At 58.5% G+C, this 20,727-nt stretch carries 17 protein-coding genes and 1 riboswitch; of the genes, 9 read left to right on the top strand and 8 right to left on the bottom strand.

Translation table 11 applies throughout. The features are described from left to right. Window positions 1–58 precede the first annotated feature (58 nt). The gene (locus tag DM374_RS06180; protein ID WP_225422452.1) at window positions 59–3,142 is read right to left on the bottom strand and encodes a DEAD/DEAH box helicase; all 3,084 of its coding nucleotides are present in this window, start codon (window positions 3,140–3,142) and stop codon (window positions 59–61) included. 524 nt (window positions 3,143–3,666) lie between these two features. Between DM374_RS06180 and DM374_RS06185 the strand changes: the two genes are divergently transcribed. Both DM374_RS06185 and DM374_RS06190 read left to right on the top strand, forming a co-directional pair. After that, entirely contained in the window at window positions 3,667–4,050 is a 384-nt protein-coding gene (locus tag DM374_RS06185) for a nucleotide pyrophosphohydrolase (protein WP_110969066.1), read from the top strand. A gap of 24 nt (window positions 4,051–4,074) precedes the next feature. After that, window positions 4,075–5,946, top strand: a complete 1,872-nt coding sequence (locus tag DM374_RS06190; protein ID WP_110969067.1) for a DUF2075 domain-containing protein — start codon at window positions 4,075–4,077, stop codon at window positions 5,944–5,946. 204 nt (window positions 5,947–6,150) lie between these two features. Here DM374_RS06190 and DM374_RS06195 read toward each other — a convergent pair whose 3' ends face one another. Beyond that, entirely contained in the window at window positions 6,151–6,426 is a 276-nt protein-coding gene (locus DM374_RS06195; RefSeq protein ID WP_110969068.1) for a hypothetical protein, read from the bottom strand. 177 nt (window positions 6,427–6,603) lie between these two features. On the opposite strand from DM374_RS06195, the gene DM374_RS06200 reads away from it, so the two are divergent. After that, complete coding sequence (locus DM374_RS06200) at window positions 6,604–7,284, top strand: TetR family transcriptional regulator C-terminal domain-containing protein (RefSeq protein ID WP_110969069.1); 681 nt, start codon at window positions 6,604–6,606, stop codon at window positions 7,282–7,284. Between the two features lie 21 nt (window positions 7,285–7,305). Here the strand turns inward: DM374_RS06200 and mntP are convergent, their stop codons facing one another. From mntP to DM374_RS06215, 3 genes are all read right to left on the bottom strand, one after another. Continuing rightward, window positions 7,306–7,872 carry a manganese efflux pump MntP gene (mntP, locus tag DM374_RS06205; protein WP_110969070.1) on the bottom strand — a complete coding sequence of 189 codons (567 nt, stop codon included), beginning with the start codon at window positions 7,870–7,872 and terminating at the stop codon, window positions 7,306–7,308. Between the two features lie 4 nt (window positions 7,873–7,876). Then, window positions 7,877–8,045: riboswitch (yybP-ykoY riboswitch) on the bottom strand. 131 nt (window positions 8,046–8,176) lie between these two features. Continuing rightward, entirely contained in the window at window positions 8,177–9,076 is a 900-nt protein-coding gene (locus DM374_RS06210; protein ID WP_110969071.1) for a proline iminopeptidase-family hydrolase, read from the bottom strand. 98 nt (window positions 9,077–9,174) lie between these two features. Continuing rightward, a complete protein-coding gene (locus DM374_RS06215) occupies window positions 9,175–9,933 on the bottom strand; it encodes a LuxR family transcriptional regulator (protein ID WP_110969072.1) in 759 nt (252 codons plus the stop codon). A 177-nt stretch (window positions 9,934–10,110) separates the two neighbouring features. On the opposite strand from DM374_RS06215, the gene DM374_RS06220 reads away from it, so the two are divergent. Genes DM374_RS06220 through DM374_RS06245 form a run of 6 tightly spaced genes read left to right on the top strand, consistent with a single transcriptional unit; the run spans window position 10,111 to window position 16,339 of the window. Then, window positions 10,111–11,001: a proline iminopeptidase-family hydrolase gene (locus tag DM374_RS06220; protein ID WP_110969073.1), complete on the top strand. Its 891-nt coding sequence runs from the start codon at window positions 10,111–10,113 to the stop codon at window positions 10,999–11,001. A gap of 3 nt (window positions 11,002–11,004) precedes the next feature. Then, the gene (locus DM374_RS06225) at window positions 11,005–11,952 is read left to right on the top strand and encodes an ABC transporter permease (RefSeq protein WP_110969074.1); all 948 of its coding nucleotides are present in this window, start codon (window positions 11,005–11,007) and stop codon (window positions 11,950–11,952) included. Then, window positions 11,949–12,809: an ABC transporter permease gene (locus tag DM374_RS06230; protein WP_110969075.1), complete on the top strand. Its 861-nt coding sequence runs from the start codon at window positions 11,949–11,951 to the stop codon at window positions 12,807–12,809. The genes DM374_RS06225 and DM374_RS06230 overlap by 4 nt, the downstream gene beginning before the upstream one ends. Continuing rightward, a complete protein-coding gene (locus DM374_RS06235) occupies window positions 12,806–13,792 on the top strand; it encodes an ABC transporter ATP-binding protein (RefSeq protein ID WP_110969076.1) in 987 nt (328 codons plus the stop codon). The genes DM374_RS06230 and DM374_RS06235 overlap by 4 nt, the downstream gene beginning before the upstream one ends. Beyond that, entirely contained in the window at window positions 13,789–14,763 is a 975-nt protein-coding gene (locus tag DM374_RS06240; RefSeq protein ID WP_110969077.1) for an ABC transporter ATP-binding protein, read from the top strand. Before DM374_RS06235 ends, DM374_RS06240 begins: the two co-directional genes overlap by 4 nt. Window positions 14,764–14,797: 34 nt before the next feature. Then, window positions 14,798–16,339, top strand: coding sequence for an ABC transporter substrate-binding protein (locus tag DM374_RS06245; protein ID WP_110969078.1), 1,542 nt, complete (start codon window positions 14,798–14,800; stop codon window positions 16,337–16,339). A 470-nt stretch (window positions 16,340–16,809) separates the two neighbouring features. Here the strand turns inward: DM374_RS06245 and DM374_RS06250 are convergent, their stop codons facing one another. Genes DM374_RS06250 through DM374_RS06260 form a run of 3 tightly spaced genes read right to left on the bottom strand, consistent with a single transcriptional unit; the run spans window position 16,810 to window position 20,540 of the window. Beyond that, window positions 16,810–17,994 carry an SGNH/GDSL hydrolase family protein gene (locus tag DM374_RS06250; protein WP_110969079.1) on the bottom strand — a complete coding sequence of 395 codons (1,185 nt, stop codon included), beginning with the start codon at window positions 17,992–17,994 and terminating at the stop codon, window positions 16,810–16,812. A gap of 1 nt (window position 17,995) precedes the next feature. Continuing rightward, a complete protein-coding gene (locus DM374_RS06255) occupies window positions 17,996–19,159 on the bottom strand; it encodes an SGNH/GDSL hydrolase family protein (protein WP_110969080.1) in 1,164 nt (387 codons plus the stop codon). Beyond that, entirely contained in the window at window positions 19,146–20,540 is a 1,395-nt protein-coding gene (locus DM374_RS06260) for an MBOAT family O-acyltransferase (protein WP_225422453.1), read from the bottom strand. Before DM374_RS06260 ends, DM374_RS06255 begins: the two co-directional genes overlap by 14 nt. Window positions 20,541–20,727 lie beyond the last annotated feature (187 nt).

A 20,727-nucleotide genomic window follows, 5' to 3' on the forward strand; every position in this document is an offset into this window, starting at 1 on the left:
ATCAGGCTCTAAAACACCCACAACACTTAATTAACTCAATATCGCTTTTCGCAAATAACTATACAGAAACAAAAACCTTTAAATCAACATCATTACTATTTGCTGTGGATATCCAACTCTGGATTAGCTGATAGGCTTGGAGCGATTCCTGACTACCATTGTGACCTTTATTCAACTGGTTCTCAAAATGGGTAGCCGAAAAGCTATTTGCGGAAACTATCCAAACTTCTTTTTGCACACGACTTGATCTGCGCCGTTGAGCCACAATTTCCCAAGCCTGCTCAACTGCTCGCTCACGAGCTTCTTGATTAGGAGCTGAAAAGCGCACACCACGTAGAAGCCTGATCCGTTCCGTCATTTGTTGTGGAGCATTTCGCGTCGGCCAACTTGATGCCAAAATATTCCAGTTAGCAGCTTTGAGGTTTTTGTTACGAGTTATCAGCATTTCAATGTTCTTGATAGCCTGCCCTCCCACCTCTGCTAATGCACCGGCTGAGGAGTGAGGCTTTACTTTGGCGCTGCCGCACTTAACGTGAACGTAAATAAGTTTACTTACCGATGAAAGTATAAAATCTGCTGGCTCGGTATCCATATCCGTACAAAAAACAAGATCGACATCCGGAATATACTTATGAAAAGGGCCAAGCTGGGATCGAGTTGGATTGGGTTGTGAATTGTATTTTAGCTTATCAAGCAAATGAAACAAAGAACCCTCATTAAACTCTTCATTGACTACTTGAATAACTTTTTTCTCATCCTTATTGAGCTCCACATAACCTTTCTCATCAAGCAATGGACTGAGTAACTCCGGCAACCCAATGACTATATTTTCAAGACTTGAGCTCGCAATTCGAAAATCACCTTCAACTGGAAGTTTTAGCTCGTAGAACTTCCCTTGGGAATAACTAACCCCATCCTCTAGAAGAATTTTATGTAAGTGCTCAAAGAGAAATGGGAAAAGGTCTACATATTGCTCGCCGTCTCCGTATACATCGCACAAAAAATTGCTTTCTGATTCAAAGATCACGAATGGACTTTGATCACAAAGTGAAATATTTATTTTTAGCTTTGGAGAATTTGGATCTAAAATCACTCCACCGCTATTCTCTAGGTACACAAAACTATTATCTATAGCAGCTTTGTGCCCATCAATGAGGATTTGTACGGGCTGAGGCAAATCGCTAAAATCAAATATTACACTTTCAATTTTCAGGTTAAGATCAACGGGAATAGGCTTCGCAAATGAATGCAAGAGATTACTACTTATAATCTTATCGACAGAAATGGTCGCTTCCATATTTTGCAGCCATTGATCTAGCTCATCCAACATATATTGACCATCTTTTTGATCGGATATTCTTCCAGAATCGATACCTATATAGTAGCTGCTCTGTTTTGCGCCTAAATGATCAAGATTGTCACACTTCAAAGTCGCGACACGATAGGAGGAATTCCGCTGAAGATCAGCTATATTTTCAAGATTGCGGCCTTTCATCGAAACACTTTCTGGCCGTTTAGTGGTCGTTCCAACTGACCTACTACTTGCTTCCTTAGTTACGGCCGAAGCCCCTAGAGCCATTACATTTAATAGTTTATCTTGTCCGATGGGGCTTCCTATGCACATTTCCGCATCATAGTTAAATCTGCGTCCTCTACTGTCATAGATAGCAACGACGTTTGGTTGAAGTTTCTTCAGGAGAGTAACCTCTAATGACGGCTCAAAGAAAAACTCATCTTTTAAAAACCTAGATCTATTAAAGGCTATTGAAACAACTATATTTATACCACCTGCAACCTCAAAGTGCTTAGCTAACTCCCCCGCTTGGTTGCTTCGCCAGTACAGAAGATCGGTCGCAGCTTGAATATCAAAATTATCGAGAGTATTAAGAAAGCAGATAGATGCGGTTGGTATTATCAATGAGCTTTCAGGATTGAAAGAATTTATATCAAATTTTTTTAGAAACCTATTACCGTAATAACTAGCATCAGGAAACGAATTAAGATATATCTCGATCAGCTTATTTACATCTAAAGATGATATAAATTTACGTGCCGCTGCGGGTGTGCTTAGTGACTTATCAAAGTACCTATAGTTACCCCACATCCTTTCGTTAGCGTTTACATTACATTCAATCACTATCGGATTAATATCCTGATAAAGCCTTACGATTCGCCCAACTGTTTGTACTAGTTCACGTCCTGAATTTACTGCATAGGTGAGAATCAGCAGCTTTGCCTGAGGAATATCAACCCCTTCATCGAGTTTACGCTGATGTATTATTACTTGATATTCAGAGTCGCGAAGATTTGCAGGCACATCAACCTTTACATTCTGCCTTGGGTCGCGAACATACTGCTCATGCACCGCTAGAATGGAGAACTTTTCATTCAAAAGTTCATAATAGTATTCGATATCTCCGAATTCTTTACACTTCACTATACATTTCGCGCTAGGATAGTCTTGTAAGAACATCGTTATGCTTTTAATTAACTCGTCACCTTCTGCCAAGCAGAAGACGGGCTCCATCAATATTTTTTGTTCCAGCGCCTCTTCAAATGTATAGATGTAACTGGAGCTATCATCAACGTCAAACTGGAACAAATCATTCCGATACGGAGTAGCTGTAATTACAATCTTATGTGCTCCAGCGTCACGAACTAGACCTTTCCAGATTGGAGAGGGTTCGGAGTGACCTTCATCCACTATAATCAAGTCAATTTCTTTCTTAATCCTGGCAAGCTGCTCGGGCGTAAAACTTACGAGCTTTTGAAAAGTTGATACGTAAACTCCAGGAGCGCTTGTATCATTGACATCTTCGTAAACCTCTTTCTTAGCCCCTTCATAACCCGGAACTAGCGCCTCAAAAAAACCCCCACTAATTTCTTTTATCAACTGGTCGCATACAGCTCTGCGATGACATAAAACCAATACTCTAGGTTGCGGTGATGTATGTGCCACTACAGCTATTACACCAGACTTTCCGGCTCCGGTTGGCAAGCTGATTAGGCAAGATTTTGAGCCTAGCGTCTCCACCGGTCTCTTAATATAGGTGAGAGCTGTCTCTACACTTCGCTTTTGACATTCCCTCAATTCGCTCCACAATTCCGCATTCAGTGGAAAGCCACAAATTTTAATGCTCACATATACCTCCCTGTACGTTAAAACTTATATTTTACAAAGGCAGATTTCTGCTTTTATGAAATTAATTTTCTAAGCATGCCAAGGATAGCATAATGCCACCCTCGATGAGAGCGGCCACTTGTAAACTGCGCATCTTATTCGTGCTCTGCTCTGAGTGGCGTGAGCTCTTTTGAAAACAGTCGTTGATAGTTTCGGCGGCAAAAAAATACCCGTCTGAATTTTAAATTTTCACTTGATCTTGACGTAGAGAAAAACTGGCTCAAATTTCACTTAGCAGTGTTGAACACGGGCGCTCTTCAAACTCACTGTGGCGAGAGCCAGACTGCTCGGGTCTTACCAACCGCACCGGTCGATTGCGGCCTGTCGCCGTTAGTCATTTCAAGCAAAATCCTCGTAGCAAACGAACGAGTCGAGGAAAATCAGCGAAAAATCTGCCACAAAAAAGGAAAGCTCTTACAATCTCGATCTGGATTTCTGAACCAGCTGTTCGGCCACCTTAACTGCTGGCACCAAGAGGCGAGTCTGTGAGCAAGGTAGATGGAACACCCGAGCAGTTGGTCGACGTGAAAAATCTTGAAACATCGCTGCAACGCTTTGCGGATGATCGCGACTGGCAGCAGTTTCACTCACCCAAGAACCTCCTCATGGCACTCACAGGTGAGGTAGGCGAACTCTGCGAAATTTTCCAATGGATGAGCGAGGCCGATTCAACGGGTGCAGCCAAGCGTCCCGAAACCGCTCAAGCCGTGAAGGACGAACTGGCTGACGTGCTCATGTACTTGGTCCGCTTGGCAAGTGTGCTGGGCGTCGATCTCAACGAAGCGGTGACAAGCAAACTCGCCCTGAATGGGCAGAAATACCCTGTCGACAAAGCTAAAAGCACCAGCAAAAAGTACGACCAACTCTGACCCATTGGGCTCTAAGGACCACTCGTGATCGTTTACGCTGCGACCAAACAGCAATTCCTCAAAGACAGCGATAACGACGATATTGAAGATGTGATCCTCAGGCACTTCAAAGAAGCCACCGGTAAGAAGGTAGGCGCATCGGAGATCAGATCCTGGCAGGGTTCACTGACTTATATGGCCAAGGTACTTCGAGACGACGGCCTGCCCAACGATGCCGGCCTGGCCATCGAGTTGCACATCCCACAATCATCGAAACGAATCGACTTTTTGCTGACAGGTCGCGATGAGAATCAGGCCAAAAACGCGGTACTGATCGAGCTGAAGCAATGGAGCAAGGCAAGCGCAACCACCAAGGACGCTATTGTCGAAACGGCGCTGGGTGGTGGCCTTGTTGAGACCATTCATCCGTCCTACCAAGTCTGGTCGTATGCCGCGCTGCTGGAGGGCTTCAACGAAGCCGTCTACGACAAAAGCATAGAAGTACGCCCCTGTGCCTACCTCCATAACTATGTCAGCGACGGCATCATCAACTCAGCACACTACGAAGCCTATACCAGCAAAGCCCCCTTGTTCCTCAAAGGCCCCGAAGAGCTTGCAAAGCTGCGAAGTTTCCTCAAGAAGCACATCATTCATGGCGATAACAAGGAGGTGCTTTACGAACTCGCCAACGGGAAGATTCGCCCGTCCAAAGCGCTGGCTGATGCGCTGAGCGGACTAATGAAAGGCAAGCCTGAGTTCGTATTGATTGATGATCAAAAGGCAATCTTCGAGTCGGCGCTCGCAGCGGCAAGTGAGGCCTCTATCGAAGTGCCAAAGGTGCTAATCATCGAGGGCGGTCCGGGAACCGGAAAAACCGTATTGGCAATCAACTTACTGGTAAGACTCACCGCCTTGAAGCTGTTGAGCAAATACGTCTCGAAAAATGCTGCGCCACGCAAGGTATACGAGAGCAAATTGGTTGGTACTGTCAAACGTAGCCACTTCTCCAATTTCTTTTCCGGATCGGGGGCGTTTATCGAAACCGAGTCCAATACGTATGACGCACTTATCGTTGACGAAGCCCACAGGCTCAATGAGAAAAGCGGGCTTTATGGAAACCTGGGAGAAAACCAAATCAAGGAGCTGATCGAGTCAGCAAAATGCTCGATTTTCTTCATCGACGAAGACCAGCGCGTGACCTTGAACGACATTGGTAGCAAGCAGGCTATCCGCGCCTTTGCCAAAGCCAAAGGCGCAACCGTGGAGGAATACATACTTTCTTCCCAGTTCCGTTGCAGTGGTTCTGATGGTTACCTGGCGTGGTTGGATGACGTATTGGGGATTCACGCGACAGCCAACCCGCTCCTCAATACCAGCGAGTATGAGTTCAAGGTGTTCGACTCCCCCCAGGTGATGCACGCGGCTATTGAGCAGAAAAACCACGGAAACAAGGCTCGCGTTGTCGCGGGTTACTGCTGGCCTTGGCTCAGCAAGAAAGACTCCAAGGCCGCTGACATCGTTATCGGCGATGACTACGCACGCCAATGGAACCTGGATCAGGATGGCAGTTTGTGGATCATCGCGGAAAACTCCATTGAGCAGGTCGGCTGTATCCACACCTGCCAAGGGCTGGAAGTGGATTATATTGGTGTGATAATCGGACCGGATTTGATCGTGCGTGACGGGCAGGTGATGACGTCGCCGCTTGAGCGAGACAAACACGACAAATCGATTCGTGGCTGGAAAAAGTTGATGAAGGAGCAACCTGCTCTGGCACAGCAGGAGACAGACCTGATCATCAAAAACACGTATCGAACACTGATGACCCGTGGGATGAAAGGCTGCTACCTGTACTGTACCGATCAGGAGACCGCGCAATACTTTGAGAGCCGACTTGCCGGGTACAGCAAGGACTGATGCCCCCGCGGGTTGGATGTCACTATTCGGAGTTCAGTCCCACAAAAAACCGTAGGCTGAACCACAAAAAAAGCCGGTAAAATGCCGTGCAAAAACCACAAAAAAGTGGGGGAACAAATGGGGGACCAGAGCGCTTTTTAGAACACCTAAATCATTTTTTTTCAAAAACATAGATCAATTAAAAGCTAACCACAAGCCGGCTTTTTAATTCCCCCCGCCCTGCCCCAACAACTCCCGCCGCCGCCGCTCCAAATTCGCCTGCCGCTTGGCAATATCCGCCGCCAGAATCGCCAGTCGTCGTTCGCCTTCGGCGATGGCCTCATCCTTTGACGGATAGAGCTCGCTGATCGGGTAGTTGTGCCCGGTTTCCGTGCGGTCGTAGGCGCTGCCGTAGATACCGCCAGCCACCAGTTCGACCTTCACGACCTGAAATGTGCGAGTCAGTCGCCAGGCGACGTAAGGGTATGTGCGTTGCTGCATCGGGGAGATCCTGCTGCTCGATCAGACTGCGGTGGCCACCGCCGGCAAAAGGTACGCCCTTCGTTATATAGAATTCAATACAGCGTACTCGCGCCGGCGCTGTATATTTTTGTATATTCCGAATCCCGACTCCAACGCGGGCCTCTCGCCGGACTTGGGCACAACAAGGAATTCGCGATGTACATCATGCCGTTCGACCCCCGCCTCGATACGCCGCGGGGCGCCAGAAAACCTCGGCCCCGCACCGACGACGCACCAGATTCGGTGTGCCGGACCATTCTCGACGCGGCGAGCGAAGCCTTTGCCGAGAAGGGCTACGCCGCCACGACCGTTGCGACCATCGCGCAACGGGCCGGGTTGCCCAAATCCAACGTGCACTACTACTTCAAGTCCAAGGAAAACATCTACGCCAAAGTGCTGGAGGACATCGCGCCCTCGTACCTGAGCGCCTGCATGCCGTCCCTGGACGACAATGAGACGCCGATCGAAGCGCTGACCCAGACGCTGATCCGCATGATCCGTCTGTTCGAGCGCCAGCCCTGCGCTTCGAAAGTGTTCATGGCTGAACTGCGTGAAGGTGCCCGCCGCCTGCCCCGTGAGTTTTTCGCCCGCTGGACGGCGCAGACCCAGCAAAGCCTTGCCGGTATTCGCCAGTGGGTCGATCGCGGCCTGCTGGCGCCCATCGATCCGGAACACGCGCTGCTGACCATCTGGGCCATCGCGCAATCCTGCGTCAGCCGTGGCTGGCAACTTCCCGGCCTGCGTAGCGAAGCAATGGACTACGACATCGCAGTCAGCAACGCCGCACGGCTGTTGCTCAGCGGTCTCGCACCGGGAGGTCGCGCAGCCCTTCGCTGAGAAGGGCTGCTGGGGCCCATTTCAGACGGCAGTCAGGTGCTCGTAGAGAATCGTCGCACCCACCAGCATCAATACGACACCGCCAACAATCTCCGCACGTTTGCCCACCACCGAACCGAGCACACGGCCGAGCATCACACCGAGGGTGACCATGACGCAGGTGGCCAGGCCGATGCATGCGGCGGCAACCAGGATGTTGACGTTGACGAACGCCAGGCCTACGCCGACCGCCATCGCATCGATGCTGGTGGCGAATGCGGTCACGGCGAGGATGAAGAAGGAATGCTGGCTGGTTTTTTCTTCGGCTTCGTCTTCGTCCTTGAGGCCGTTCCAGATCATGTGCAGACCCAGTACCAGCAACAAGCCGAAAGCAATCCAGTGATCCCAGCTCTCGACGAACTGGACGGCAACCTGGCCGATGCCCCAGCCGACGATCGGCGTAATGGCTTCGATCACGCCGAAGATCAGACCGGTGCGCAGAGCCTCGGTGAAACGCGGTTTATGCAGGCTGGAGCCTTTGCCTATCGCTGCCGCAAAGGCATCGGTCGACATGGCGAGCGCGAGGAAGAAGAGGGAAATGGGATTCACGGTTACAGTCCAGTCGGGCTATGAGTCAACGACACAACCACACGCCCGACTTCAGGCATGGATGCATCGTTGGTCTCGCCAACCAGAAAGGTGTTCACGCCACGGCTGCTGCCGAGAATGTTGACGTGAACGCTCACTGACCGGGGTCAGGAGCAGGCTACTCCCCAACAAGGGCGGCCACTATAGTGGCAAAAACGTGAAAAAAACATCAAGCGCTGTCAGTTTCTTCCCACGGACACCTGACCCTCTTCCGATAAGCACAGGCCCGTAAAGGGCCGCAGCGCGGCCCCAGGTCAACGCGGGATCAGAGATTCTCGTCGAGGAAGTTCACCACGGTGCCCATGCACGCCACTCGCTCCTCCACATGGGGCATGTGGCTGGAGTTCTCGAAAATTGCACTCTGGATACCCGGAATCAGATCGAGGAATGGCTGGATCACCCGTGGCGTGGCCTCGTCATAGCGACCCGAAATCAGCAGGCAGGGCGCGTTGATCTCAGGCAGGTAGTTGGCGATGGTCCAGTCTTTGGTGCTGCCGGTGATGGTGAACTCATTCGGGCCGGTCATCGCGTGGTACACGGTCGGATCCGCGTCGACCTGGGCAAAGGTGCGCTCGACCTCTTCCGGCCATGGGCTGAGGCGGCATACGTGCTTGTTGTAGAAGAAGCGGGTCGCCGCCAGGTAATCAGCGGCGAGGTAATCACCCGTCGCCTCATGCTTGAGCAAGGTAGCCTGAACGTCCTCGGGCAATTCTCCACGCAGGCGATTGGCTTCTTCCATCCAGGTGCCCATGTCGACCGGCGAGTTGGCGATTATCAGGCAGCGCAGGCCGGCCGGCCTTCTCGCCGCATGAACACTGCCGAGCATACCGCCCCAGGATTGGCCGAGCAGCGCGTAGCGCTCGCTGATGCCGAGGTGCTCCAGCAGGTTGTCGAGCTCTTCGAGAAACAGGCTCACCGTCCAGAACGACGGCGGCATATCGGGCAGGTGCGTCGAATGGCCGTTGCCCAATTGGTCATAGTGGATGACCGGATACCCGCCGGCAGCGACATCCTTGTAAGCGTCGACGTAGTCATAGGTGCAGCCTGGCCCGCCGTGGAGGATGACCAAAGGAGTGCGACCGTTTTCGAGGTCACCGGTAATGCGGTACCAGGTCTGGTGGCTGCCAAACGGGGCAAAACCTTCACGCGATTTGATGAGTTCCATTTCATCCGGCTCCGTGCGAATTGTGGCACTCACCATAGCGGCTGCCGCGTCAGCGCATAACTAGAGAATTCTCTAGGTTTTCGGGATTTTTCCGGCAGCTAACCCTCCAATAGCCGGTAATGCACGGCACGGGCCACCGCCTGGACCCGATTTTTTGCACCCAGCTTGTGCATCGCCGAGGTCAAATGCAGGGAAATCGTGGCCAGTGAGCGGTTCAATTGCTCGGCGATCTGCGCGGCGGTCAGGCCGTCGGCGGCCCAACGCAGGCATTCACGCTCACGCCGGGTCAGGCGAACGGTCTGCACCGCAGCTTCTTTGCCCAGCAAGGGATACGCCGCCTCCTGAAAGGCATGGGCGATCAGGCCAAACTCGGCAAGGCTGTGGCGCGCTTCCTCCAGGTCGCTGTCGCGGACCTCGGAACGCAGCGCAGTCATGGTCGCCAGCCCGCCACGCGGCATGTGGATGGGCACGGTAACGCCGCAGGTGAGTTGGGCATCTCTCAGGTAACTGGCCACCGGGGCGTGGCGCCGGTCGATGTGCTGCTGCAGGACCGTCTTTCGCTTCGCCTCATAGGACCAGACGAACGGCGCGATGGCGGAAAGGGCAAGGTGCTGGACCGGATCGATCTGGTAGAAGCCTGAAACCCAGAGGTCTTCCCAGTCTTTCGGTGTATGACGTACGCGCACGACGGCGGGGGTGATCAGTTCGCCGACATGATCCAGCGGAACCGCACTGTAGTCATACACCAGCGTATCGAAGCCGAGCTGCGTCGCCATGTCGGCAACGCTGTCTATCTGTTCGTCCAGGCTCCTGCCAGACAACAGACGGGTATTGAGGTCAGCCAGCTTGGCCTGCATTCCTTGCACTCCCTGTTTGTATACCCCTGTTGGATTTCCATCTTGAAGTCCGGCAAGTAGAATGCCACGGCTCGGCGCGGGACTGCCAGATGAAACCTATAAGAAATACTAGCTTGTAGGCGGCGCATTCTCCTGCGCAGGGTATAGCTGTAAGCCATTGCCAACAGGAGAGTAGCGATGTGGCGTGAGATGCAACCGGACCAGCAGTTCAACCTATCGGTCGATGGCCACAATCTCGTGGTGTACAGCTATGGCGAAGGCGAAGAGGTGCTGCTGTGCCTCAACGGCGGGCCCGGCCTGCCCTGCGACTATCTTCGCGATGCCCATTCCTGGCTCAAGGACAAAGGCCTGCGGGTCGTGGCGTTCGACCAACTGGGCACCGGCGCCTCCGACCGGCCCGACGATCCTTCCCTGTGGGACATCACCCGCTACGTCGCCGAAGTCGAAACAGTGCGCGAAAGCCTCGGCCTGGGCCGCGTGCACATGCTCGGCCATTCCTGGGGCGGCTGGCTGGCGATCGAATACGCCATCCATCACCCGCAGGCGCTGAAATCCCTGATTCTGGAAAACACCGTCGGCGACATCCCGCACCTGTCCAGCGAGCTGGACCGCCTGCGCAACGCCCTCGGCAGCGAAACCGTGGCGATGATGCAGCGCTACGAAGCCATCGGTAACCTCGATCATCCCCAGTACCAGGCCGCCATCACCCTGCTCAACTACCGCCATGTCTGCCGTCTGGAAGAATGGCCGGCGCCGGTCCAGCGGTCGCTGGGCGACTGGAACATGGGGCCGTATGTCGCCATGCAGGGGCCCAACGAGTTCCTCTATACCGGCAACCTCAAGGACTGGAATCGCCTGAAGGAAATGGCCGACTTCCGCATGCCGGTGCTGATCACCACCGGCCAGCACGACGAACTCACCCCCGCCTGCGCCCTGCGCATGAAACTCGCCCTCAACAACGCGGCCGAGCTGCACGTGTTCCCCAACAGCAGCCACATGCCGTTCTACGAAGAACCCCAGGCCTATTTCCCGGTGTTGCTGGATTTCCTGCAACGTCACCGGGGCTGATCGATGAATCTGGCGCGCTACCGGTTTGTCCTGACCCGTCCGTTGCAACTGCTGCCCGTGCTGCTCGGTATCAGCCTCATCACCTTCGTGCTGGTCCGCTCGATTCCCGGCGACCCGGCGCGGGCGCTGCTCGGCGCCCGCAGCACGCCGGACGCGATCCAGAAGATCCGCGCCCAGTACGCGCTGGACGAGCCGATCTGGACGCAATACCTGTACTTCCTGAAAAACCTGCTCAACGGCGACCTCGGCCAGTCCCTGCTGTACAAGATCGACGCGCTGAAGCTGATCACCACGCGCATCGAGCCGACCCTGATGCTGGTGTTCGGCAGCGTGCTGCTGGCGCTGATCATCGCCGTGCCGCTGGCCACCATCGCCGCACGCAACAAGGGCGGCTGGGCCGACAACCTGATTCGCCTGTTCACCACCGCAGGCCTCGGCCTGCCGGCGTTCTGGCTGGGGCTGATGCTGATTCTGCTGTTCAGCGTGCACTGGGGGCTGTTTCCGGTGTCCGGCTATGGCCGCACCTGGGACGACAAACTGCACCACCTGGTGCTGCCCTGCCTGACCATCGCTTTGGCGCTGTCCGCCGTGCTGGTGCGCAACCTGCGCGCCAGCATGCTGCTGGAAATGCAGGCTGATCACGTCACCGCCGCCCGCGCCCGCGGCCTCTCGGAAAACGCGGTGTTTCGCCGCCACGTCCTGCCCAATTCCATGGTGCCCACGGTCAACCTGCTGGCGGTCAACATCGGCTGGCTGATCAGCGGCACGGTGGTGATCGAAAGCCTGTTTTCCCTGCCCGGCATCGGCCAGTTGCTGGTCCGCGGGATCTTCACCCGCGACTACATGGTGGTTCAGGGCGTGGCGATGGTGCTGGCCTGCGCCACGGTGGCGGTCAACTTCATCGCCGACGTGGTGACCACCGCCATCGACCCGCGGGTGACGATCCAATGAGCGGCAGCCCGAGCGTCGCCGTCCCCGCTCGCTGGCGCCTGCGCTGGCAGCTCGGCAATGGCCGCCTGACCTTGTATTTCGGCCTCGCCATCGTGCTCGGCTGGATCCTGCTGGCGCTGTTCGCGCCCTGGGTCGCGCCCTACGACCCGTTGCTGCAGAACGGCGACATGCGCCTTGCCGCGCCGAGCCTGGCGTACCCCTTTGGCACCGACAACTTCGGCCGCGACATCCTTTCCCGGGTGATCTGGGGCGCACGCATCGACCTGCAGATGGCGTTGATCGGGGTGATCTTCCCGTTCCTGCTCGGCACCTGCATCGGCGCCATCTCCGGTTATGTCGGCGGGCGCCTGGACGCGCTGTGCATGCGCCTGATCGATATCGTTCTGGCCTTCCCTTTTCTGGTGCTGATGCTGGCGATCATGGCCATTCTCGGCCCGGGGCTGAGCAGCTTTTATATCGCCATGGCGCTGGTCGGCTGGGTGTCCTACGCGCGACTGATCCGCTCGCAGATCCTCGTGCTCAAGGAAAGTGACTTTGCCCTGGCGGCCAAGAGCCTGGGTTTCAGCCACCGGCGCATCCTGTTCGGCCACCTGATGCCCAACGCCCTGTTCAGCTCGGTGGTGTTCTGCATGTCCGACGCCGTGCTGGTGCTGCTCAATGGCGCGGCGGTCAGCTACCTCGGCCTCGGCGTGCAACCGCCCACCGCCGAATGGGGCACGATGGTTGCGGAAGGACAGAGCTTCATCACCAGCGCCTGGTGGATCTGCACCTTCCCGGGCCTGGCCGTGGTGACCCTGGCCATGGGCTTCAGCCTGTTGGCCGACGGGGTCGCCGAACGTCTGGGAGACCGTTCATGAGCACACCGCTGCTTCAGGTCGAAGACCTCAGCGTGATCGCCCGCCTTGAGGGGCGCGATGTCGCGGTGGTCGATCGGCTGTCGTTCAGCCTCGGCGAAGGCGAGATTCTTGGTCTGGTGGGCGAAAGCGGCTCGGGCAAGACCATGGCCTGCCGCGGCCTGATGCGCCTGCTGCCGTCGCCGAAGCTGCGGGTCGAAGGCAAGGCCGTGCACCTGGCCGGAAACAACCTGCTGCACCTGGACGAGGCCGGCATGCGCCGCATGCGCGGGCGCGAGTTGGGGATGATTTTCCAGAACCCCAGCAGCCACCTCGACCCGCTGATGCGCATCGGCGAGCAGATCGCCGAAGGCATCCGCCTGCACCAGGGCGCCTCGCGCAGCGAAGCGCGAGCGCAGGCCATCGACGTGCTGCGCCAGGTCGGCATTCCCGATCCGCAGTCGCGGGTCGATAACTACCCGCACGAATTCTCCGGCGGCATGCGCCAGCGGGCGATGATCGCCGTGGCCTTGGGCTGCAACCCGAAAGTGCTGATCGCCGACGAGCCGACCACTGCGCTGGACGTAACGGTGCAGGCGCAGATCCTCCGCCTGCTGCTGGAACTGCGCGACAGCCGCGGCTTGTCGATCATCCTCATCAGCCACGACCTCGGCGTGGTGGCGCAGACCTGCGACAGCATCGCCGTGATGTACGCCGGCCGCCTCTGCGAACTCGGCAGCAAGCAAGACCTCCTGGCAAACCCGCAACATCCGTACAGCGCCGGCCTGCTCGCCTGCCACCCGGCGGCGCAGAGCACTCATCGGCTGATGAACACCATTCCCGGGCAACCGCCCTTGCTCGACGCCATGCCCCAGGGCTGTCGTTTCGGCCCGCGTTGCGCACACGCCGCGCCTACCTGCCGCGAGCAGTTGCCGGAGCTGCGGGAAACCACGCCCGGCCACCGCCTCGCCTGCCACACGCCGCTGTTTGCCGGAGATGTGTCATGACCACGCTGTTGCAGGTCAAGGACCTGCAGGTGCAGTTTCCCGCTGCGGGCAGTGGCCTGTTCGGCTTGCGCCCGCGCAAGGTCAGCGCGGTCAACGGCGCTTCGCTGGAGCTGAGGGCCGGCGAAACCCTCGGACTGGTCGGCGAGTCCGGCTGCGGCAAAAGCACCCTGGCCCGCGCCATCCTGCACCTGAACCAGACGGCCGGCGGGCAGATTCTCTTCGACGGCATCGACATGGCCCACGGCAGCAAGGCCGACATCGCACGCCTGCGCCATGAAACCGCGATGATTTTCCAGGACCCGTACACCGCCCTGAACCCGCGCCAGAGCATCGGCCAGATTCTCGCCGAAGTGCTGCGGGTGCAGCGCAAAGTGCCGGCGCAGCAGGTCGAGGCGCGAGTGGCCGAACTGCTGAATCTGGTCGGCCTGCGCCCGGAACTGGCCGATCGCAAGCCGCGCTCGCTCAGTGGCGGCCAGTGCCAGCGGGTCGGTATCGCCCGGGCGCTGGCCATCGAGCCGCGGCTGATCGTCGCCGACGAATGCGTCGCCGCGCTGGACGTGTCGATCCAGGGCCAGATCATCAACCTGCTGCTGGAGCTGCGCGAACGCATGGACCTCGCGCTGCTGTTCATCACCCACGACCTGACCGTGGTGCGCCGGCTGTGCGACCGGGTGGCGGTGATGTACCTCGGGCGCATCGTCGAGGAAGGTCCGGTCCGCGACGTCTTCGAAGCGCCGCGTCACCCGTATACCGCCGCGCTGATGCAGTCGATCGCTGATATCGACCCGGCGCGCCGCCTGCCCGAGCAACCACTGCCGGGCGAACCGCCGAGCCCGCTGCACCTGCCGTCGGGCTGCGCGTTCCATCCGCGTTGCCGACACGCCCTGCCGGTATGCCGCGAAACCTCTCCACCCACCCATTCGCTGGGCGCACGGCGCTACACCTGCGTCCACCCGGAGCCGTTGTACTGAAGAAATACACCTCATCATCAAAAGGAGCTTGAGCATGAAACCCGGAGCACTGAAGTTACTCACCGCAGCATTGCTGGCCGCCAGCGCCCTGACCAGTGGCCTGGCCCACGCGGCGGGGGTATTGACCATCGGCTGCCGTGAGGAAAGCACCACCTTCGATCCGATCCGAAGCGCGCAGAACCGCGACAGTTGGGTCTTCGCCAACGTCTACGACGTGCTGATCCGGGTGGACAACAGCGGCACCAAGCTGATCCCGGGGCTGGCGGAAAGCTGGAAGGTCTCCGATGACGGCCTGACCTACACCTTCAAGATCCGCGATGCCAAGTTCTCCGACGGCTCGCCCCTCACCGCCAGCGATGCCGCCTTCTCACTGCTGCGCATCCGCGACAACCCCGCTTCGCTGTGGGCCGACTCCTACAAAATCATCGACAAAGCCGAAACGCCGGATGACCGCACCCTGGTCGTGACCCTGAAGAACAAGTCGGTGCCGTTCCTCGCGCAACTGGGCACCGCCAACGTCTCGATCCTGTCGAAGAAAGCCATGGACAAGATCGGCGAGGAAGCCTACGCCCAGGACCCGGTGACCTCCGGTGCGTTCAAGGTCAAGGAATGGCTGCGTGGCGACCGGGTGATCCTGGAAAAGAACCCCAACTACTGGGAAGCCGACAAGGTCAGCCTGGATGGCGTGGAGTGGATTTCCATCCCCGACGACAACACCCGCATGCTCAAGGTGCAGGCCGGTGAGCTGGACACGGCGATCTTCGTGCCGTTCTCCCGCGTCGACGCGTTGCAGAAAGACCCGAACCTGAACATCCACGTCGACCCGTCGACCCGTGAAGATCACCTGCTGATCAACCACTCGAAAGGCCTGCTGGGCAAAACCGAAGTGCGCGAAGCGATCGACCTGGCGATCGACAAGAAAGCCCTGGTCAGCACCGTGACCTTCGGCCATGGCGAAGTGGCGTATTCCTACATTCCGAAGGGCGCGCTGTACCACAACGCCAACAACCTGCAACGCCCGTACGACCCGGCCAAGGCGCGCGAGCTGCTGAAAAAGGCCGGCGCCGAAGGGCTGAAGGTCAACTACGTGGTCAACGCCGGCAACGAGGCCGACGAGCAGATCGCCGTGCTGGTGCAGAAGCAACTGGCGGACGTCGGCATCACCGCCACCCTGCAGAAGGTCGACCCGACCGCGAGCTGGCAGATGCTGGTGGACGGCGACTACGACCTGTCGGTGATGTACTGGACCAACGACGTGCTCGACCCGGACCAGAAGAGCACCTTCGTACTGGGTGATGACACCAACCAGAACTACATGACCCGCTACAAGAACGAGAAGGTCAAGGACCTGGTCGCTGCGGCGCGGGTCGAGACTGATCCGGTCAAGCGTGGGCAGATGTATCAGGAACTGCAGAAACTGGCGAAACAGGACGTGCACTGGATCGACCTGTACTACAGCCCGTACATCAACATCTCACGCAGCAATATCCAGAACTTCCTGCAGAACCCGTTGGGGCGGTTCACCCTGGAAGAGACGGTGAAGCTGGAGCCTGGGGTTAAAACGGCGAAGAACTGAGACAGGGCCTCATGGCTGCATGACGGCCATGAGGCGCCAGTCCGAAGATCGGGTAGCGGCTACCAGGTGCTAGCCGACAGTTTTTCAGCGTGCTTGGGATCGAGCGCCGCGCGGGCGGCGCATCGCGACGGTTCGGCGCCCCGACGAGCTCGCTCCTACATCGGTTGCAACGTGCCATGGCTTTTGAGAGTTGGGTTGCCAGCCCTTGGCGCCTGGCGAAGAATCGCTGGGAAGCTGTTGAGGTCGACTCGATACCGCGCCGTACAAACAAGGCGCCAACCATGGCCTGACAGACATAGGTACGTTGCAAACCACTGTAGGAGCGAGCTTGCTCGCGATGCGCCGCCCGGGCGGCGCTCGATCTGAAGGACGCTGGAAAGCTTACGACATGCACCTGATAGCCATTGCCCGGCTTTATGACAAGCGCCTTCCAATCACCACATGATCGAAAGATGCGAGCCAGCGATGCTTCACCTCACCCCAAGCTGCCCCCGCAAGAACCCATACAACCCGCCCGCACTGCGCCGATACCCTTCGGTGCTCAGGTGAATCAGATCGCCCCGTGCCAATCCGCTCGCCTGCCACTGCAGGATCGAGCACTCGCCGCCCATGAACGCCTGCCAATCCCAGAACAACGCCCCGGACGCCTTCGCCACGTCCCGCTGAATGCCGATGATCGCCGGCAGCGGCCCCGGCATCCGCGCCGCGCAGCCCTGGGCATTGCGCTGTTTGATGGAGTCCGGCGGACCGACCAGCAGCAACACCGCCCGCGGCATCTGCCGGCGCAGTTCGGCGAGGGTGTGGGTCAGTTGCTGGCGGTACTGGTCCAGGTCCAGCCGAGGGTCGAAGGCCTCGTTGGTGCCGTAGGCCAGAATCACCAGATCCGGCCGCAGCGCCTTGAGGCTCTCCTGCCAGCCGGCCTGCCACTTGTTCATCACTTCCAGTTGCGCGCCATTGATACCCAGCGCGGACAGGGTCACGCCAGCATTCTTCTGCCCCTGGATATACCAGCCGCCCAGCGCCTCACCCGCCGGCGCCTCGACGGACAGCTCCAACGGCAGCCGAGCGTTGTTCAGCACCGGACTGAAGCGCCATTGCCCGCCAGTGGCGGCGAGCATCAGGCGACGATCCGGGTTGATGCCGTCGCGGGCATTCAGGCTGGCATGTTGTTGCGCCTGGTACAGCGCCGAGACCCGGTAACGCTTGTCGTCCGGCTGGCGCGCCTCGATGCGCACCGTGGCCTTCGACGCCTGGGGCAGCGACAGGTAACCGCCCAGCGGAAACTGCTCACTGTGCTGGTTGCGCGCTGACACCAGTTGCCACTGCGACTCGGCCGCCTTGAGCACCACCTGCTCGTAACGGGTGCCGGGCACCGGTGTCGCCGCCACCAGGCCAATCCCGCCATCGCCGTACTCGGCCTGGAACAAGCGGCGCAGCTCGCCACTGAAGATATCGGCGGCCGTGTGCGAGTCGCCGAACTGGACGATGTTCACCGGCGCCCGCGCGGCGGAACGCAGCTTGCCGGCCAGCGCACCGAGGTTGCCATCGCGGCTGACCGGCGCGGCGCGCGGTACGTCCACCGCCGCCTTCGGGCTGCAACCCGGCAACAGACAACTGAGCACGAGCAAGGCGAAAAAACAGGGGGCTCGGCGCATCTCAATGTCCCGTCACGGTGGGGCCGGGAAACGCGATCAGCGACAACACCTGGTTGGCGATCAGCTTCTGCCCGGGAATGGTGAAGTGAATCCCGTCGTCAGCGCGAGTGCGGAGCTGGCCGCCCTGGCTGTTCTGCACGGTATAGGAAAATTCGTCAGCCCTGTAACCCAGCACGGCGTTGGCCGAAACATAGTGCTGGCGGTGCTGCAGCGCCTGCTGCCGGTACAGGCCGCTGAGATAGCTCATCGCCGTGGACAACCGCGCCTGTTGCATGTTTGGCGGACCGACCCAGATCACTTGCACGCCATGGGCCTGGGCCTGCTCGAACATCGTGTCGATGCGCTGGCGGTAGGCCTGCTCCCAGGGCGCCGTCCTGAAACGCAGGAACGGCTTGCCCTTGCCTTGCGGCATGTCCCACGGATCGTTGGGACCGAGGAACACCACCATCAGACGAATCTTCGGACGCTCCTTCAAGGTCCGGCTCACCGTCTGCGGCCAGTTGAAGAAGCCCGGATATGCAAGACCAGTACTCTGCCGGCTGAGGTTGACGCTACGAATGCCGTAGCGCTTGAGCAGGGTGTTGGACAGGTGCGGCGCCACGCCCTGCATCATCGAGTCACCCACCAGAAACACCTCATCACCGCTGCTCAGGGTGACGACCGGCGATGCTGTCGGCACGGGCATCACGGACACTGGCATTACGGGCGGCGCCTTCACAGCTGGCGGCGCAACTGCGGCGGCGACCACCGGCCTGGCTTTTGCCGGTGGCGGTACGGGTGGCGGCGCAGGCGTGGGCTTCGGGGCTGTCGTCGCGATGTCCACGGTCACCACCGGCATGTTCGGCGGCAGTTCGACCACCACTGGCGCTTCCACCACGGGCGCTGACGGTGCTGACGGGGCCTCGGCCAGTTGCTCGCGGAGGCTGTCGACAAAGCGCTCGCGGGCGTCGGCCAACGCCTGATTCAGGTTACCGCCCAGGCGCCACAACGTGCTTTGCCCAACACCGGGCAGCTCACAGCTCTGATGGTATTTCTGCTGGCAATACAGGGCGATGGACTGCTGGTTCAGCCAGACCAGCAGCACGCTGGTCAACAACAGCGCATACAGCACCCGGGCCGCGCCCAGTTGCGTGTTGAACAGGTGTCGAATATCAGAAGCCGGCATAGATGAACCCCGGCACACCCGATGGCGCGGCGAAGATGACCAGCGCGAGGAACAGCGCCAGCGGCAGCGGATAGAACTGCCACGGCAAGCGGCTGCTGGCGGCGAAGCCCCGGCGCATCAGCAGCAGCGCCTGTGGATAAATCGCCAGCGCGGCAATGCAGGCCAGCAACAGCGCCCCGGTAGCGCCGGACAAACCGGCGACGGACAGCCCGCCGATGCCGGCGAGCATATCCAGCGCGCCATCCAGGCTGGTGCTGCGGAAGAAGATCCAGGCGAACGCCACGTAGTGAAACGTCAGCAGCCGCGCCAGCAAATCCGCGCCCGGCCAGCGCGGCAGCCAGTGACTCGAAAGCTTGTACACCGCCAGCCCGACGCCGTGCAGCGCGCCCCACACCAGAAAGTTCACGCTCGCGCCATGCCAGAGCCCGGAGATCAGCATGGCCAGGAACATGTTCAGGGTGGCGAACCAGGCGCCGTGACGGTTGCCGCCCAGCGGGATATAGATGTAGTCACGGATGAAGGTGGACAGGCTGATATGCCAGCGGCTCCAGAACTCCCGCAGGTTGCGCGCGGCATACGGCGCATCGAAGTTGACCGGCAGACGAAAACCCAGCAGCAGGGCGATGCCGGTGACCAGATGGGTGTAGCCGCTGAAGTTGAGATAGATCTGCACGCTGTAGCCATACACCGCCAGCAGGATGCGCTCGGCAGAGAAGTTGCCCGGCGTCTCGAACACCGGGTCCACCCACTCGCTGGCCAGCCAGCCGCTGAGCAGGAACACCTTGGCCACCGCCAGGGCGATCAGCCCGAGGGCACGCTGCGGTTCCAGCAACTGGCGCATCTGTGGTGGACGAATCTGCGGCAACAGGTGCGTGGCGCGATTGACCGGCCCGGCCACCAGGCTGGGGAAGAACGCCAGGTACAGCGCAAGGTCTGGCAGCGGAGCAGGCGCCAGCTCGCGGCGGTTGATCGACACCAGATAACTGACCGAATGGAAGGCATAGAAGGAAAAGCCGATCGGCACCAGCAACTGCAACACCGGCAGCGAGACGCTCAGGCCAAGTCCCGTCAGCGCAGCCTGCACGCCACCGACGAAGAATTCCTGATACTTGAACCAATAGAAGCCGCCAAGCACCAGCACCAGGAGCAACAGCGTATTGAAACTACGCCCCGGATAACGCCCCGCCAGGCGCCCGAGCAACCACACCGCCGCCGTGTACCCCAGCAGCACATAGAGGGCCCACGGGCTGAAACTGAAGACCAGGCCGTAGCTGGCCGCCAGCAACACGGCGTTCTGCAACCGGAGATTCCAGCACAGGCTCCAGTACAGGGCGAAGAACAGAATGAAGGCGAGACCGAACTCGATCGAAAGAAAGCTCACAACGTAGTCCATTACGCAACGACGGGAAGGGCGCGGACACGACAGGAACGTCTGGGCGCAGAGCGGCGGCGATTATGGCAGAGAGCCACAAGCCCCCACAACGCAGCGAACGGTGTTCGAATACGACAAAAGAAGCGCCCCCTGATTTGCCCCCACTGCCCTGCTCTGCTAGTGTCGCGCCGTTCCG

This window comes from Pseudomonas huaxiensis (assembly GCF_003231275.1).
GTDB classification, from domain to species: domain Bacteria; phylum Pseudomonadota; class Gammaproteobacteria; order Pseudomonadales; family Pseudomonadaceae; genus Aquipseudomonas; species Aquipseudomonas huaxiensis.

Bases quoted from the DNA above. Each gene is read 5' to 3' on its own strand.
- DM374_RS06195 (WP_110969068.1), bottom strand. From the start codon at position 6,426: ATGCAGCAACGCACATACCCTTACGTCGCCTGGCGACTGACTCGCACA.
- DM374_RS06200 (WP_110969069.1), top strand. From the start codon at position 6,604: ATGTACATCATGCCGTTCGACCCCCGCCTCGATACGCCGCGGGGCGCC.
- DM374_RS06210 (WP_110969071.1), bottom strand. From the start codon at position 9,076: ATGGAACTCATCAAATCGCGTGAAGGTTTTGCCCCGTTTGGCAGCCAC.
- DM374_RS06215 (WP_110969072.1), bottom strand. From the start codon at position 9,933: ATGCAGGCCAAGCTGGCTGACCTCAATACCCGTCTGTTGTCTGGCAGG.
- DM374_RS06220 (WP_110969073.1), top strand. From the start codon at position 10,111: ATGTGGCGTGAGATGCAACCGGACCAGCAGTTCAACCTATCGGTCGAT.
- DM374_RS06225 (WP_110969074.1), top strand. From the start codon at position 11,005: ATGAATCTGGCGCGCTACCGGTTTGTCCTGACCCGTCCGTTGCAACTG.
- DM374_RS06230 (WP_110969075.1), top strand. From the start codon at position 11,949: ATGAGCGGCAGCCCGAGCGTCGCCGTCCCCGCTCGCTGGCGCCTGCGC.
- DM374_RS06235 (WP_110969076.1), top strand. From the start codon at position 12,806: ATGAGCACACCGCTGCTTCAGGTCGAAGACCTCAGCGTGATCGCCCGC.
- DM374_RS06240 (WP_110969077.1), top strand. From the start codon at position 13,789: ATGACCACGCTGTTGCAGGTCAAGGACCTGCAGGTGCAGTTTCCCGCT.
- DM374_RS06245 (WP_110969078.1), top strand. From the start codon at position 14,798: ATGAAACCCGGAGCACTGAAGTTACTCACCGCAGCATTGCTGGCCGCC.
- DM374_RS06250 (WP_110969079.1), bottom strand. From the start codon at position 17,994: ATGCGCCGAGCCCCCTGTTTTTTCGCCTTGCTCGTGCTCAGTTGTCTG.
- DM374_RS06255 (WP_110969080.1), bottom strand. From the start codon at position 19,159: ATGCCGGCTTCTGATATTCGACACCTGTTCAACACGCAACTGGGCGCG.